Raw genomic sequence first — 15807 nt, 5'->3', positions numbered from 1 at the left:
GCCGAAAATCTAACGTGCGCCCATCGGCGCCTCGCAGACATCATATAAACGAGATTTTTGTGCTTTTTGTGGCCAAAATTATCAGCGGAACTGCACGTCCCACACTTTCGAACGTTTCGCCGTGCCGTCGCGACCGGTCACTTCCAGCACGACAACGTAGTTTGCGGGTTTCGCATAGGTGTGTTGCGGATTTTGCTCGGTCGAGGTGGTGCCGTCGCCGAAATCCCATTTCCACGCGGCGACCTTGCCAACGGATTCATCGCGAAACGCCACGAGGCGGCGATCCATCTCGACGATTTTCCATGACCATTGCGCGGCGAGTTTGGGTAACATCGGCTCGGCGATCGGCATCAACCGAAACGCGCATAAATCCGAACCATGGCCGAGCGCGCTTTTCCTGGGTGAAAGCATCCAGAAGCCACGCGGCGTCTTGCCGTCGTAATCGATCACGATCCACGAGAGGCCGATGATTTTGTTCTCACTCAACACCGATTCCACGGCGCGCGGCGGGCCTTCCGGGCCGGCGTAATCAAACGGCGTGATCCAAAACTCCAACGTGAGTTTGCCGGAGTCGCCGTGTTTGAACGTGAATTGCTGCGCCGCGTTGGCCCAGGGAAATTCTTTGATCCACGTCGGCGAGCCCCACGCGAGCGTCCAATCCTTGTCTACGGCGGGGGTGAAGATGTGGTAGTTTTGCGCATGCACGCCGTGCACGGCCCACTTAAATTCCGAATCGCTGATGCGCGTGTCCGGCACGACCGCGGATTCGCCCACGCGCTCTTTCAGCCAGACGCTTTTTTGATCGCGCCCCACAAACGGCCCGCCCGAGGCGTCGCCATCGACCATGAGTTCGAACGTGTCGTTGCGCAGGCCGCTCTCGCTGAAATCCCAAAAATCGTCCTCCGCTTCGTAGAGAAAATAGAGACGATTGAGTCCTTTCACCCAGCCGACTTTCACGCGCACGGCGAGTGACTTGTCGCCGGCTGCAGGCTGGTTTTTCGATTCGTTCGTGAGCTGGTCTTTACTGATCACGTAGCTTTCCGGCACCATCGCCCAGTCGGCCGCGTCGCCGTCGACACGGGGGATTTGGTCACGAGCGAATTGGAAGACCTGATAAGTCGCTTCCGGTTTTTCGAGTGCGAACGAAACACTGACGAACGCAGCCAACACAACCAGGCCGAGGAAGAGGCGCAGTTTCATGATGACGAAGGCTGAACGGCGTTCAGCAAAGTGAAAATGGTTTCGTTGTGCGGCGTGGTGATGCCGTGATGGCGGCCGCGTCGCACGACCACGCCGTTACGCGCGTCGATTTCCATGCGACGGCCCGCGAGACGATCTCCGTAGAGCGAATTAATCGAATCAGGCGGCGCGTGGTGAAACGAAGCCACCACGGCGTCGGCCACGGAATCAGCGAGCGTGGCGCCTTCTCGGCGACCTACCGCGATGACTTCGCGGACGATTGCGTGCACGAGTTCAGGCATGCCCGTGCGTTGAATCACGCCCGTCGGCTGCATCGTTGCCGCACAGACTGCACCCGGCGCGTTCAGGCAGAGCTTGCGCCACGCCGCGGTAATCCAGTCGTCGGTTAAACTGATTTCGGCACCGTGCGGACGCAGCAACTCCGCGAGCGCGCGACCATTTTCGTCGTCGGGAATCGTGACTTTCACCGGACCACGTTGATGCACTTTGCCAGGTCCAGTGCGTTCCGCCGGACAATCGATCACGACTGGCACGAGCGCATCGTCGGTAACATAAGGCGCGAAATTTGCACGGTGCTCCACGCCGTTTTGAAAAATCGCGACGCGGGTCTTCGGTCCGACGAGCACGCGCAGCCAGTGCGCGGCCGCCGCAATGTCGTAAGTCTTGGTCGCGACGAACACCCAATCCACCGGCGACGCTTCTGTCGGGCGAGTGAGCACGGTGGGCTTAAAGCTAAGCAATTTTTCCGGCGTCCTGACTTCAAGCGTTTCGAACGGCGTGCGCACGCAGGCCACGACGTGGTGCGCGGGATTTTGCGCCACCATGGCGAACAGGGTGCACCCAATGGCGCCGGGACCGACAACAGCGATCTTCGTCATGATTAAATTAAGGCTTCGCCGGAAACTTCACCGGCGGAGGTGGCGGCAAGGGCGCTGCTTCATCCAGATAAAAACTGGGATGCGGCGGCTGATTGTAGGCCGTGTTTTGCCAGGCGACGGCGCAGCGATACTGCGCGTCGTGCATAAGCGTCGTGAGCCGATGCTTCGTGGGAATCGTGCTCGTGTAAATGCGGAGTTCCTTTTTGTCGCGCGTGGCCCAGATGACTTCCTCGCGCCAATCGCCCCAGAAATCGCAGCTGACGGCAGGCGTGGATTTTGTGCCGTTGGCGGATGTGCTCGCGTGCGCGACCAGCAACGGGTCGATGGTTTCGGTTTCCCAATTCCATTTCACGATGCGATTGCCGTCGAGGAGTTCGGTCAGCAAATCGCCGTCCCAATAGATGCCGAAATTCACCGGCATGCCACGCGGGCGTTTCTCGACGAACTTTTTGCCCGTCGCGTCGTAGATGCCATCCATCCCCGCGCCCGCCGCCCACGATTCCGCGCCGGGAAAACGTGGATCGATGTTAAACGTGTTGCCGCGACCGGGCCCCTCGCCTTTGTCGCCGCCGTCTTCCGCTGCTTTGACGGAGGGAATCGTGAAGATCGGTTTGCCCGTGCGCGCGTCGCGGAGACTGAGGCCTTGTTGGTCGAAGCGCTCTTGAATGTCGCCGATTTCGAGTCCGGGATTCGCCGGCACAAAATCGCCGACATGCAACGCATCGCCATGGCCCCAGCCGGTCGAGTAAAGGCCTTTGCCGTTATCATCGACGACCATCGCACCGTAGATAATTTCGTCGCGGCCGTCGCCATCGACATCGGCGACAGAGAGATTGTGATTCCCCTGCCCGCGGTATTTTTCGTTGCCCGGCGAGCCGTCGTCGGAATCGAACACCCAGCGTGAGACCAACTTCCCATTTCTAAAATCCCACGCCGCAATCACCGCGCGCGTGTAGTAGCCGCGGCAGAAAAGCATGCTCGGGTGTTCGCCGTCGAGATACGCGACGCCCGCGAGGAAACGATCCGAACGGTTCGCATAACCGTCGCCCCATACTTCGCGCAATTGCTCGAAGGTCGGGTTGTCGGTCTGCGGGTGGCGACCGGGAATATATTTCACGGTGTCGAGCGCTGCGCCTGTGCGGCCATCGAACACCGTGAGGTATTCGGGCCCGCGCATGATCCGGCCTTCGAGTCGCGCGGCGAGCGCGCCATCAGCGGTCTTAACCGCGCCGGAGGGATCTTTGGTGGGCACAGATTTCTCCGCGCCTTCGCGCCAGTCAGCATGCGCGTCGCCAATGATTTTTCCGGTGCCGTCGAGGGTGCCATCGGCGGTTTTGCAGGCGATCTCAGCGCGGCCGTCACCGTCAAAATCCATCACCATGAACATCGTGTAGTGCGAGCCCTCGCGGACATTTTTTCCGAGGTTGATCGTCCAAAGTAATTTTCCTTCGAGCGTGTAAGCCTGCAGCAACGTCTGGCCCGTGAGGCCGGAGCGCGAGTTGTCCATCGGGCGTTGCTCTTGCTTCAAAATAATCTCGTAGCGTCCGTCGCCGTCGAGGTCGCCCACCGAAGCATCATTGGGCGTGTAGCCTGCAGGCGTCTGAATCGGGATCGAGTGATACGGCAACGGCGGCGCGCCGGCGGGCAACGTAAAGACCGCACCCGGTGCGGCTTCGACGCCATTAACCACGCTCCGCACCGCGTAACTCGTCTCGCGATCCAGCGAGGCGCGTGCGTCGACGAACCACGTCGCGCCGGCGAGCGGCCCATCGTTGAGTTTTTGCGTGCGCGGGCCCTGCTCGCGTTGCGCGGCGAACTGGTTCGCAGGTGCCGAGCCTTCCGGCCCCGGCGCTGTGGTGCGATAGACATTAAACGTTGCATCAGGCGCATCGCTCGCGAGCAGCCGCCAGCTCACGAACACTTTGCCATCAGGCTGGTGCACCGCGACGACGCCCCGGTCGAGGCGTTCCATCACCCGGGCCGCGACCGCGACTTGAAGTGAAACCGCGAAAACCAAACCGGCACAAAAAAGATGTTTCATGGTTAGTGGCGCGAAGGTGACGGCGCGAACTGCAGCGACGCATCGTTGATATTCGCGTCGGCGCCCTTGCCTTTAAAGAGCGTGATCATTTCCGCGCCCGCGAGCAGCACCGGGCCGTAGCCGTGCGCAGCGTAAACGCTCACGGGACGGTAATAATAAAACGCCGGATCGAAACCCATGCCGGTGCCGACGCAGACATTTTCCACCTGCCCCTTTGCGTTCACTTGCTGCGCAACCGCGTTCCAGCCGAGCGAAACCATCGGGCCATACGCGAGCGGATCGAGCCAGCCGCGATTAATGCCGCGCGCGATCGAATACACGAACATCGCGGTGGCCGAAGTCTCGAGATATGAATCGTTGCGATCAAGTAACTGGTGCCAGAGACCGGTTTTCCCCTGCGTCGCCGCGAGACCGGCGACGTGCGCGCGGAACAGTTTCAACACCTCGTCGCGCCCCGCGTGATTCTCCGGCAGCACGCTCAATAACTCCGCCATCGCGACGACGGCCCAGCCGTTCGCGCGCGCCCAATGAAACGCAGGATGCGGTTCCATTTCCTGAATCCAGCCGTGGCGATAGAGTCCTTTTTCGGGCAGAAACATCCGCGACGAAAACTGGAGCACCTGTTTCACCGCATCGTCGAAATAGTTCGCCTCGCCGGTGAGCACACCCATCTGCGCGAGCGCGGGCACGCTCATGTAAAGATCGTCGAGCCAGAGCGAATTGTGCAGTGGACGATTACGGGCGAGCGTGCCGTCAGCGAGGCGCATCTGGTCTTTGGAAATCCATTTCAGATAATTATCGATCCACGGACGCAACTCATCCGGCGCGATTCCAGCGCGCGAGGCTTTGATAAAACCCGCCGCCATCGCACCGGAGTCGTCGAGCGAGCGCGGCGTGAGGACATTGCGCAACGCGGAAGCGCGTTGCGCGCCGGGAACATCAGCGGCGTTAGCGGGTGCGGGATTGGCGCGCAGGTGTTTCGCCACGGCGGCAATCGCCGTGAGGCGTTGGGCAACATAGTCACGGTAGCGCGCATCGCCCGTCGCCTCGGCGGCGTGGATCATGCCGGCATACGTGACGCCCCACTCATAACTCGTGATAAGAAAATCGCCGCGCCCGAAGCCGGCATTTTTCGGCAATTTCGAGAGATCAGCGACCGGTTGCTGCGTATCGCGGTCGAGCACGCGCACCGGGCTCGCGACTTCGAGATACGTGAGGATGCGTCCCAACACCGCCGTGACTTCAGCAGGCTTGGCGGGTTGATAAGGAGTCGCGTAAGCGGGCGGCACGCGCAGTTGCGCGATGTAAGGCGGGACGTCAGCGGGTGCGGCGGCCGGAGTTTGGGCGCGCGCAAGCGCGGCTGCTGCGAAAAGCAGGCAGAGGAAGCAACGACTCATGGCGGGGATTTATTGTTGGGGTTCGAGCAAACCTTGCGCACGCAGCCACTCGGCCGCACGCGTCGGCCAATCGGAGCTGGTGCCCAGATTTGCGCGCATGCCCATGCCGTGGGCACCGCGCTGAAGAAGATACATTTCCGCCGGCACGCCGGCGCGGGTGAGCGCCTGATAAAAAAGAATGCTATTTTCCACCGGCACGGTTTTATCTTCCTGGGTGTGGATGAGCAGCGTCGTCGGCGTTTGCGCGGTGACCTGTTGGTCGGGCGACATGAGTTTCACCAATTCCGGCGTCGGTTTTGCGCCGATCAGATTGGTGCGCGAGCCTTGGTGCGTCGCAGGGCCGCCATCCAACGTAATGACCGGATACATCAAAATCAGGAAATCCGGCCGGGCGTTGACGGCGTCGAGTGAGTCACCGGTCTTGCCATCGGCGTGCGCGTAAAGCGTGCCTGCACTCGCGGCGAGGTGTCCGCCCGCGGAACTGCCCATCACGCCGATGCGGTCGGGATTGATTTTAAACTCCTTGGCCCGCGAACGCACGAGCCGGATCGCGCGCAGCACATCGCGCAACGGCGCGGGATGACCGAATTCCTTCAAACGATTTTTCAACACGAACGTCGTCACGCCAAGGCTGCTGAGCCAGTTGGCGTATTGGACGCCTTCGCGTTGCGTGGACAGTCGCGTGTAACCGCCGCCGGGGCAGATAATCACCGCCGTCCCGTTGGGCTTGTCGACCGCGGGCGGGTAAAAGGTCAGCGTGGGCTCGGAGACAAATTCGGTGCGACCGGTCTCATCATTCACCTCGGCGGGTAACCCGGCTTTTGCGCCAGGCACGCCCTCGGGCCAGAGCGGCATCACCACGGGTTCAAATCCGGCAAACAGCGACATGGTCAACGCGGCGAAAACCAACAGGATTTTTTTGGGCATCGGGGTAGCAGTGTTAGGCGTGAAAAACTCACGTCAGTTCACTGAGACGCGTAGCATCCGGTTTAAGTGACACCAACTCATTAATATTCACCGGCAGGTTGCGTTTGATCGATTCCACGCCGGCGATGCCGACGAGGATGGACGCGGCGCCTTGTTCGTGGCCGGCAAAGCGCCCCCACTCATCCGTCGCGGGCGCATCGGGCGCATAGAAGGAACGATTAAGAATTTCGTCCGCTCCACCGTGCGCGCCGGTCGCGGGCGGCATTGCCACGACGTAACTGTTTTTGAAATGCGGAAACACTTTGATCCACTCGCCCTCCGCTTCGTAGCCGGGGCGTTCTTCGATTTTGAAATCCTTCGGGCGCACCGCGCGGTTCATGTGCGAGCCGATAAATTCGTGATACTCGATGCGGCCGCGGTCGCCGTTGAAGGTCACGCGCATGCCTTCGCGCGGGCTGTAGCACACGAGCGAATAGGTCAGCACTTCGCCGGTGCGATAGCGGACGTTGAGCGAAACCTGATCATGGATGTCGATGCCTTCGCGAAACACGTTTTGATCGCGGATGTAGCCGGAGTCGGCCTCGCCGGCGCGGTAGATTTTCTTGAATTGCTCGCTCTCGTCGAGATCGAGGCGGAACGGGTCTTCCTTCGCCGCGGGCTCGCCCGTGTAGCGCGAGTATTTCGTGAGCGCTTCGTCGCCGCGCGCGACGGCGTTATCCTTCCCGTAGAAAACCAGATCCCCGTAAGCGAACACCTGTTTCGGAATCGCATCCAGCCACCAGTTCACGAGGTCGAAATGATGCGTGCTCTTGTGCACGAGCAGCGTGCCTGACTCCGCGGCGCTCGCATGCCAGCGACGGAAGTAATCCGCGCCGTGATTCGTATCGAGGAGGTATTCGAGGTTCACCGAACGGACTTTGCCGATCACGCCTGTTGCGATGAGTTCTTTCACCTTCGTGCGGAAAGGCGCCCAGCGGTAATTAAACGCCACGCGGACGCTTTTCCCGGTGGCGCGCTGCGCATCGAGAATCGCGCGGCATTTTGCGGCGTCGGTCGTCATCGGTTTCTCCGTGATGACATCACAGCCCGCATGCAACGCGCGCACGATGTAGTCGTGATGCGTATCGTCTTTCGTGCAGACAAAAACCGTATCGGGCTTTTCCTTCGTGATCATCTCGTCGAAACGATCCGCAGTGTAAGCCGGCACGGCATGATAGCCCAGTTCGCCCGCCAGCAGGCCGTTGTAATAGGCCATGCGCGCCGGGCTCAGGTCGCACAAGGCGACAATTTCGTTGCTGGCGCGATAAGCGGTCGCAACGGGTTCGATAAAACTAAGGGCGCGGCCGCCGGTGCCGACAAAGGCAATTCGTTTCTTCTTCATGTGGGGCGAGGTGCGAGCGTTGGCCGCTTTGGAAAGTGGCGCAAGGTCGTCGAAATTAAACCTTTTCTGACCGTCAGGATTTTGCAGCCCGACTTGGTCAACGTATAACATAACAAAAGCTGGTTTTACGCGGAAACCGCGACAACGCTCTCTGCTTTTCCCCCGTTTATGATTCGCAAAGCTTTCCTCATGCAGGTGAACCCCGGCTGCGAAGCCGAATACACCCGCCGTCACCAACCCATCTGGAACGATCTCGCCGCCGTCTTGAAATCGCACGGCAGCCATAACTACTCCATCTTTCACGACCCGAAAACCCACCAGCTCTTCGGCTACGTGGAAATCGAAAGCGAAGAGCGTTGGGCAGCGGTGGCAAAAACCGACGCGTGCCAGCGTTGGTGGAAATTCATGGGCGACATCATGCCGAGCAACCCGGATCACAGTCCCGTGTCGCGCTCGCTCAACGAGGTCTTTCATCTCGCCTGACCCGTCTCGCCGCATGGCTGTCGATTCCGCTCTCGCGCATCCGCTATTACGCCTTCAGCGCGTCGCCAAAAATTATGGCGCCGTGCGGGCCTTGCGCGGCGTGGATTTCGAGCTGCGCGCCGGCGAAGTCCACGCACTGCTCGGTGAAAACGGTGCGGGCAAAAGCACGTTAATCAAAGTCATCACCGGCGCGCACCGCCCGGACAGCGGCGAAATTATCATCGACGGCGAAACGTTTTCCGGCCTCACGCCCGCCCTCGCCCAGCAACGCGGCATCGCCTGCATCTATCAACAGCCCGCGCTTTTTCCCGACCTGACCGTCGCAGAAAACATCGGCCTCCGCCTCGAACAAGGCCGCGCGGCGCAACGCATCGATTGGCAAAAGCGCCGCGTCCGCGCGACGGAACTCCTCACGCGCATCGGCTCGACCATCTCGCCCGATACCGAGGTCAACGCGCTCTCGATGCCCGAGCAGCAACTCGTGGAAATCGCCTGCGCCGTCGGCTCGGGCGCGCGCATCGTCATCATGGACGAACCCACGGCCTCGCTCACGCGGCGCGAGCAGGAATTGCTTTTCGCGGTCGTGCGTGAGTTGCGCACACGCGGCGTCGGCATCGTTTATATTTCCCACCGCTTGGAAGAAATTTTCGCGCTCGCCGATCGCGTGACGGTATTGCGCGACGGCGAAAGCGTGGGCACGCACTCGATCGCTGAGATCAATGAAACCGCGCTCATTCGCCTGATGGTTGGGCGTGAAGTCGCGCAGCTTTATCCGCCCGCCGATCGCGTTGCCGGCGACGTCACCCTCTCGGTCAACCAGCTCGGCTGCACTTCATCCGGGGTAAAAAACGTCAGCTTCGAAGTCCGCGCCGGGGAAATTTTCGGACTCGCCGGACTGGTCGGCGCGGGCCGCACGGAGTTCGCGCGCGTGCTCTTCGGCATCACGCCCGCCGACGAAGGCGAAATCAAACTCCATGGTGAACGCCTCACGATTGCTTCGCCACAGGACGCCATCGCCCGCGGTATCGCTTACGTGCCCGAAGATCGCCGCCGTCACGGGGTGATTCTCGAAATGCCCATCGCGGAAAACATGACGATGGCGATTCACCCGCAGTTATTTCCAGGCACCTGGTTGCGTTTCGGCGCGGAAGAATCGCTCGCACTGAAATTCATCCGCGAACTCGCCGTGAAATGCTCCAGTGCCGAAGCGCCCGGCGGCAGCCTCTCCGGCGGAAACCAGCAGAAAGTTGCCCTCGCCCGTTGGCTCGCGACAAAACCGAAGCTGCTGATTCTCGACGAACCCACTCAAGGCGTGGACGTGGGCGCGAAGGGCGAAATTCACCGCATCATCAACCAACTCGCGAAGGAAGGTCTCGCGGTGATCCTCATTTCAAGCGATCTGCCCGAAGTGCTCGGCATGAGCGATCGCATCGGCGTGATGCGCGGCGGCACGCTGACCGAAATCCTGCCGCGCGACACCGACGCACCCACCGTGATGGCGGCGGCGCTCGGACAACATGACAAGCGAGGTGTCGCGTGAACCGCTACTTCCGCGAGATCTCCGTAACTGCCGCGCTGCTGCTCGTGCTGCTCGCGCTGGCGGTTTTCGCGCCCGCGTTTTATCAGCCGCAACCCCTGCTCTCGTTGCTGACGCGGGAAGCGCCGACGCTCGTGGTCGCGTGCGGCATGGCGCTCGTGATCATCTCGCGGCAGATTGATATTTCCGTCGGCTCCCAATTTTCCGTGTGCAGCGTGTGCGCCGGATTGCTCGCGGCGCGGGGCTGGCCACTCGGCCTGGTGTTGCCCGTGGCGATTGCCAGCGGCGCAATGCTGGGCGCGCTCAACGGTTTCCTCGTCGCGGTGCTGCGTCTGCCGTCGATTGTCGTGACCCTCGCGACGATGGTGACGTTGCGCCAAGGACTGAATCTCGTGCGCCAAGGCGAATTTGTTAACCTGCCCGATGGCGTTCAATGGTTCGGCTTGAGCCAGCTCGCGGGTCAATGGACGCTCGTGAGCGCGTCCCTCGTGCTGATGATCGGGTTCGCACTCGGCATGCGTCACCTTGCCGCGGGACGCTACGTTTACGCGGTCGGCACGAATGCCGAAGCCGCGCGACTCTCGGGCATTTCGCCACAGTTAGTGACGTTTCTCGTGTTCGTAATTGTCGGCGCGCTCGCAGGCTTGGCCGCCGTGATGAACATCGTGCAATCGCCGCAAGTGCAGCCGCTCGCGGGCGCGGGTTTGGAATTGAAAGTGATCGCGGCGGTAGTCGTCGGCGGAATCGCGATTTCCGGCGGACGCGGAAATTTGTGGGGCGCGTTCGCCGGGCTGTTGTTACTCGCATGCGTGTCGCCTGCGCTGACCCATTTGCGCATCGAAGCTTATTGGGAAAAAGCGATTCAAGGCGCGATCATCCTGCTCGCGGTGGTCGCTGACGGATTCCGGGCGCGTCGCCAGGGAGGACAATCCGCATGAGCGCGTCTTCGTCGCCACAACCCAAAACCGGATGGCTGAAAATTTTTCTTCGCTACGAAATGCTGCTGCTCGTCGTGCTCGTGGCGGAGTGGTGGCTGTTTTATCATTTTGGCACCAGCACCAACCGTCGCGGGGTGGTCGTGGGGTTCGGCACGGTCGATCGTCAGTTCGATATCTTGCGGCACTCGTGTGAAATCGGACTGCTCGCCCTCGCCCTCACGCCGATTATCATCACTGCCGGCATCGATTTGTCGGTCGGTTCGCTGCTGGGATTGTGCGCGATTTTATTCGGCAAACTTTGGCATGATGGCGGGCTCTCAATCCCAGTCGCCGCAGCGATCACTCTGGTGCTCGGCGCGGTGGGCGGTGGACTCAACGCCGCGCTCATCACGGCACTGCGGCTGCCGCCGCTTATCGTGACCTTAGGAACTTACTCGCTGTTTCGCGGACTCGCTGAAGCGATCACGCGCGGCGCGGTGACTTATACGGATTTCCCCGCGAGCTTCTTGTTTATCGGGCAGGAGCGCTGGCTGGGCCTGCCCGTGCAGGCGTGGCTGTTTATTTTCGTCGCGGTGATCGTGTGGACGCTGGTGCAGCGCACGACGTTTGGGCGATCGTTTCGCGCCATCGGGTTTTCGCCTGAAGGCTCGCGCTACGCGGGCCTGCCGGTCGAACGTCGCGTCGCGCTCGTGTATGTGCTCGCCGGCTTGATCGTGGCACTGGCGGCGATCATTTACACGGCGCGGCTGGGTCAGGCGAAAGCCGACGCAGGCACGGGGTATGAATTGTTCGCGATCACCGCGGTGGTGCTTGGCGGCACGAGTATTTTTGGCGGCACCGGCAGCGTGACCGGCACCTTGCTCGGCGTGGCCGCCATCGCGGTTTTAAAGAGTGGGCTCGCCACCTTGCCCATCGTGATCCGCACGAATGCCGCGGAGGAAATCGCCGGGCTGCTCACCGGCGCGCTTCTCCTTCTCGCCTTGATGGGGAGCATGCTGCCGAAATTGTTGTCTGGTTGGCGGAGTCGCCGCAAAGCATCCTGATTTTTTAACCTCATTACCCTCATGAAATCCTCATTCCTCCGTTCCAGCATCGCCGCCACTTTATTGTGCGCGTGCACCGCCGGCCTTTTTGCCGCCGACGCAAAACTCATGGTTGCGCTCATGCCCAAGGCCAAGGGCAACGCCTACTTCCTCTCCGTCAAAGCCGGCGCGGACAAAGCTGCCAAGGAACTCGGCGTCGAGTTACTCTTCGACGGCCCGACCGACACGAACGCGGCAAAGCAAAACGAGATCGTCGAAAACTGGATCACGCTCGGCGTCGACGTCATCGCCGTGGCCGCGGAAAACAAGGAAGGCATTTCCACCGCGCTGCGCAAAGCCCAGAAGCAAGGCATCGCGGTGCTCACCTACGATGCCGACGCCGCGCCCGATGCGCGCTCGTTTTTCGTGAACCAAGCCACGCCGGAAGGCATCGGCCAGGCCTTGATGGACGAAGCTGCGCGCCTCACTGGCGAGGAAGGCGAATTCGCCATCATCACGGCAAGCCTCACTGCCGCAAACCAGCGCGAGTGGCAGAAGAACGTGGAAGCACGTTTGAAGGAAAAATATCCGAAGATGAAACTCGTCGCCGTGCGCCCGTGCGACGACTTGAAAGACAAAGCTCAATCCGAAGCCACTGCCTTGATGAGCGCGAATCCGAATTTGAAACTGATCATGGCAATCTGTTCTCCCGGCGTCCCCGGCGCTGCCGAAGCGGTCAAACAAGCCGGCAAGACCGGCAAGGTAAAAGTCATGGGGCTCGGCCTTCCGAACGAAAACAAGCGCTACGTGCACGACGGCATCATGGATAGCGTCATCCTGTGGAACACCGAACACCTCGGCTATCTCACGGTTTACGCCAGCAACGCGATCGCCGACAAAAAACTGAAACGTGGCGACACCAGTTTCACCGCCGGTTCTCTCGGAAAACTCGAAGTCAAAGGCGACCAGATCATGCTTGGAAAACCATTCATCTTTAACAAAGCGAACATCGATCAGTTTAATTTCTGAGCGACTCGTTTCTCTTTCAGATCATAAAAAAGCCGGCCTTCAGGGCCGGCTTTAATTTTGGAATGATAGGTCGAACTCAGTCGTCACGACGGCCGCTCAAGAGCAGCAGGATGTGCAGCAAGCTACCAAGCGAGGCGACGAAGCCGGCGACGTAAGTGAGCGCCGCAGCGTCGAGCGTCTCGTGCACGCCTTCCATCTCATCCTGACCGACAATGCCGAGTGAAACGAGCTGGGCTTTGGCACGCCGCGTGGCGTCGAACTCGACGGGCAGCGTTACGAATTGGAACAAGCAGATGAGCGCCAACGCGCCAGCACCGATCATGAGGAACGTGCCGCCAAGTTTCGAGGAGATCAGCACTATACCGGCGATGATGAGGAACTGCGAAGCGCCGGCGGCGATTTGCGTGGCGGGAGCAAGCGTCTGGCGAACCTTCATCATCGAGTAACCGACCTTGTGCTGGATCGCGTGACCCGCTTCGTGTGCGGCTACGCCGAGCGCAGCGAGGCTCGTGCCGTCGTAATTGTGCTCGGAGAGCGCAAGCTTGCGATTGATCGGGTCGTAGTGATCGGTGAGCTGGCCCTCAACGCGCACGATTTCGACATCGTGAATGCCTGCACTTTCCATGACGGCCGCAGCGGCCTCACGACCGGAAATGCGCCCCCGCGAAGGGATCTGCACGTTCTTATTGTAAGCGCTCCGAATCTTCATTTGCGCGTAGAAGCCGAAGAGCATGGGAATGGCGATGAGGATAATCCAGAGTGTCATAGGGATGGGTGGTTTAAACGGATGCGGTTAGCAAAGTCTCGCGGAGAGGTTTTTCCAGTGGAAAAACGTCCACTGGAAAGTCACGACGGCGTTGTAAGCCATGAGCTTCTGCTCAAAGCAGTCCGGCGCGCGTGAGTAGCGCTTGCTGATCCGGCGGCCGGCCCATGAAATCGACAAACAGCTCCATTGGGTCGGCGGAGTTGCCACGGCTGAGAATTTTTTCGACGAACTCCGTGCCGACTTTTTCGCTGAAAATGCCTTCGCGTTTAAACCGCATGAACGCGTCCGCATCGAGCACCTCTGCCCATTTGTAAGAATAGTAGCCCGCCGCGTAACCCGTCGGATCTGCAAAAATGTGCGTGAAGCGGTTTTCCATCGTCGGCGCGGGCGGGTCCGTCGGCACAAGGTAGCTGCTGAGCACTTTTTTCAGCTTCTCGGAAATATCGCCGTCGGCAAAATCCTGCGCTCGCAAATGTAGCGCGAGATCGAGTCGTGCAAAGGTGAGCTGGCGCATCGTCGCGACCGCACTCCGGAAATTTTTCGCCGCCACCAGGCGTTCGAAAAGCGCGTCGGGGATGCGCTCGCCGGTTTCGTGGTGACGCGCGAACAAATCAAGACTCTCGCGCTCCCAGCACCAGTTCTCCATGATCTGCGACGGCAGCTCGACGAAATCCCACGCGACGTTCACACCATTCAGCGATTTGATTTCCACTTCGCCAAACAAATGGTGCAGCAAGTGACCGAACTCGTGAAACACGGTTTCGACTTCGCGATGTGTGAGCAGCGCCGGCTTGCCATCGACCGAGGGCGTCATGTTACCGCACATCAAACCGAGATGCGGCGCGCGCGTGCCGTGGTGTTTTCCGCCAGTGACCAAATAATTCATCCACGCGCCGCCGCGTTTGGTTTCGCGCGGATGCCAGTCGGTGTAGAACGAACCGATGTGCCGGCCGACTCGATCGCGCACTTCGTAAAATTTCACTTCGGGATGCCACACTTCCACTTTGCCCGCTGGCTGCTCAGTCACCGTGATGCCGAAGACGCGACGCGTAATTTCAAACATCCCCGTCAACACGCCCGACAATGAAAAATACGGGCGCAGTTGCTCTTCATTAAAATCATACCGCGTGCGCCGCAGGCGCTCGGCCCAAAAGCCTGTTTCCCACGGTGCCAGGGGCGACAACGGGGTTTTCAGCTGCTCAGATTTAAAGGCTTCGAGTTCGCGACACTCCCGCGCAAACGCCAGTTGCACGCGATCGTGCAGCCCTTCGATAAACGCCAGCGCCTGCGCGCCGTTTTTTGCCATGCGTCGCGCAAGCGTGAGATCGGCAAAATGCGGCTGGCCCAGCAGCTCCGCTTTCTCCTGGCGCAACGCGAGGATGCGTCGCACCAACTCGCGGTTGTCGTGCGGCGCTTGCACGCCGACCTGCGTCGCGGCCTGCCACACTTGTTGGCGCAGGCTCGCATCCTCCGCGTAGAGCATCACGGGTTCTTGCGACGGCATGGGCAGCGTGAAACGCCACGCAGGCGCAGCCTCGGAACCGAAGCCTTTTTTCAACGCGCTTTGCCGTGCCGATTCGCGCGCGTGCAGCGGCAGGCCCGCGAGGCGGTGCTCATCCGTGATGATGAGTTCCCAGGCATTCGTCGCATCGAGGACGTTTTCAGAATATTTCTGCGTGAGCTGCGCGAGTTCACCCTGCAACGCTTCGAGGCGCGCTTTTTTGTCAGCCGGCAAATCCGCGCCTTGCTGGCGGAAGTCGGCGAGTGTCTCGTTAACGAAGCGACGGTGTTCACCGGCTAATTGCGCGACCGCGGGCTGCCCGGAGGCCTGTTTGATGCGCAGCCAGAGCTCTGCATTCAGCGGAATGCGCGCATAGAATGCCGACACTTTGGGCAGCATGACGTTGTTGGCGTCACGCAGTGCGGCGGAGTCGGCGACGGTCGTGAGGTGCGAAACTTTCGCCCAAGTCTCGTTGAGCAGCTCGGTCGCTTTTTCGAGCGCGAGAAAAGTATTTTGATACGTGACGTTCCCGGGAGCGAGTTGAGTGATGACGTCGATTTTTTGCTCCGCGTCAGCGAGCGCGAATTCCACGGCGGGCACCACGTGCTCCGCCGACAATTCAGACCAACGAATATGAAACGAACGCTCGAGAAACGGATTGTGCATCGACGCGCAATGACCGCGTAGAAACGGGCGCTGTCAAATTG

13 protein-coding genes are annotated in these 15807 nt (G+C 60.4%); 5 read left to right on the top strand and 8 right to left on the bottom strand.

Going from position 1 to position 15807, the window contains the following annotated elements; translation table 11 throughout:
- Positions 1-81: 81 nt before the first annotated feature.
- The 6 genes from ACRRQW_RS15525 to ACRRQW_RS15500 are packed head-to-tail and all read right to left on the bottom strand — an operon-like array spanning position 82 to position 7935.
- Positions 82-1200, bottom strand: a complete 1119-nt coding sequence (locus ACRRQW_RS15525) for a PKD domain-containing protein (protein WP_438482512.1) — start codon at positions 1198-1200, stop codon at positions 82-84.
- Positions 1197-2078 carry a 2-dehydropantoate 2-reductase gene (locus ACRRQW_RS15520; protein ID WP_438482511.1) on the bottom strand — a complete coding sequence of 294 codons (882 nt, stop codon included), beginning with the start codon at positions 2076-2078 and terminating at the stop codon, positions 1197-1199. The genes ACRRQW_RS15525 and ACRRQW_RS15520 overlap by 4 nt, the downstream gene beginning before the upstream one ends.
- A gap of 7 nt (positions 2079-2085) precedes the next feature.
- On the bottom strand, positions 2086-4119 hold the full coding sequence (locus ACRRQW_RS15515; protein ID WP_438482510.1) for a rhamnogalacturonan lyase: 2034 nt from the start codon (positions 4117-4119) through the stop codon (positions 2086-2088).
- Between the two features lie 2 nt (positions 4120-4121).
- Positions 4122-5516: a glycoside hydrolase family 88/105 protein gene (locus ACRRQW_RS15510; protein WP_438482509.1), complete on the bottom strand. Its 1395-nt coding sequence runs from the start codon at positions 5514-5516 to the stop codon at positions 4122-4124.
- Positions 5517-5525: 9 nt separating this feature from the next.
- Complete coding sequence (locus ACRRQW_RS15505; RefSeq protein ID WP_438482508.1) at positions 5526-6443, bottom strand: alpha/beta hydrolase; 918 nt, start codon at positions 6441-6443, stop codon at positions 5526-5528.
- A 28-nt stretch (positions 6444-6471) separates the two neighbouring features.
- A complete protein-coding gene (locus ACRRQW_RS15500; protein ID WP_438482507.1) occupies positions 6472-7935 on the bottom strand; it encodes a Gfo/Idh/MocA family oxidoreductase in 1464 nt (487 codons plus the stop codon).
- A 57-nt stretch (positions 7936-7992) separates the two neighbouring features.
- Between ACRRQW_RS15500 and rhaM the strand changes: the two genes are divergently transcribed.
- From rhaM to ACRRQW_RS15475, 5 genes are read left to right on the top strand one after another with little or no spacing between them, the layout of a single operon-like run.
- On the top strand, positions 7993-8307 hold the full coding sequence (rhaM, locus tag ACRRQW_RS15495) for an L-rhamnose mutarotase (RefSeq protein WP_438482506.1): 315 nt from the start codon (positions 7993-7995) through the stop codon (positions 8305-8307).
- Positions 8308-8320: 13 nt separating this feature from the next.
- Positions 8321-9847: a sugar ABC transporter ATP-binding protein gene (locus ACRRQW_RS15490; protein ID WP_438482505.1), complete on the top strand. Its 1527-nt coding sequence runs from the start codon at positions 8321-8323 to the stop codon at positions 9845-9847.
- A complete protein-coding gene (locus ACRRQW_RS15485) occupies positions 9844-10782 on the top strand; it encodes an ABC transporter permease (RefSeq protein WP_438482504.1) in 939 nt (312 codons plus the stop codon). The genes ACRRQW_RS15490 and ACRRQW_RS15485 overlap by 4 nt, the downstream gene beginning before the upstream one ends.
- Positions 10779-11825 (top strand): ABC transporter permease, encoded by a 1047-nt coding sequence (locus ACRRQW_RS15480; protein ID WP_438482503.1) that lies wholly within the window; start codon positions 10779-10781, stop codon positions 11823-11825. Before ACRRQW_RS15485 ends, ACRRQW_RS15480 begins: the two co-directional genes overlap by 4 nt.
- Positions 11826-11846: 21 nt before the next feature.
- Complete coding sequence (locus tag ACRRQW_RS15475) at positions 11847-12833, top strand: autoinducer 2 ABC transporter substrate-binding protein (RefSeq protein WP_438482502.1); 987 nt, start codon at positions 11847-11849, stop codon at positions 12831-12833.
- 76 nt (positions 12834-12909) lie between these two features.
- Here the strand turns inward: ACRRQW_RS15475 and ACRRQW_RS15470 are convergent, their stop codons facing one another.
- Positions 12910-13599, bottom strand: coding sequence for a zinc metallopeptidase (locus ACRRQW_RS15470; RefSeq protein WP_438482501.1), 690 nt, complete (start codon positions 13597-13599; stop codon positions 12910-12912).
- A 112-nt stretch (positions 13600-13711) separates the two neighbouring features.
- Positions 13712-15766 carry a M3 family metallopeptidase gene (locus ACRRQW_RS15465; protein WP_438482500.1) on the bottom strand — a complete coding sequence of 685 codons (2055 nt, stop codon included), beginning with the start codon at positions 15764-15766 and terminating at the stop codon, positions 13712-13714.
- Positions 15767-15807 lie beyond the last annotated feature (41 nt).

It is taken from the genome of Oleiharenicola lentus, from assembly GCF_051660365.1.
Lineage (GTDB): Bacteria > Verrucomicrobiota > Verrucomicrobiia > Opitutales > Opitutaceae > Lacunisphaera > Lacunisphaera lenta_A.
This window is presented reverse-complemented; position numbering and strand designations above follow the sequence as displayed.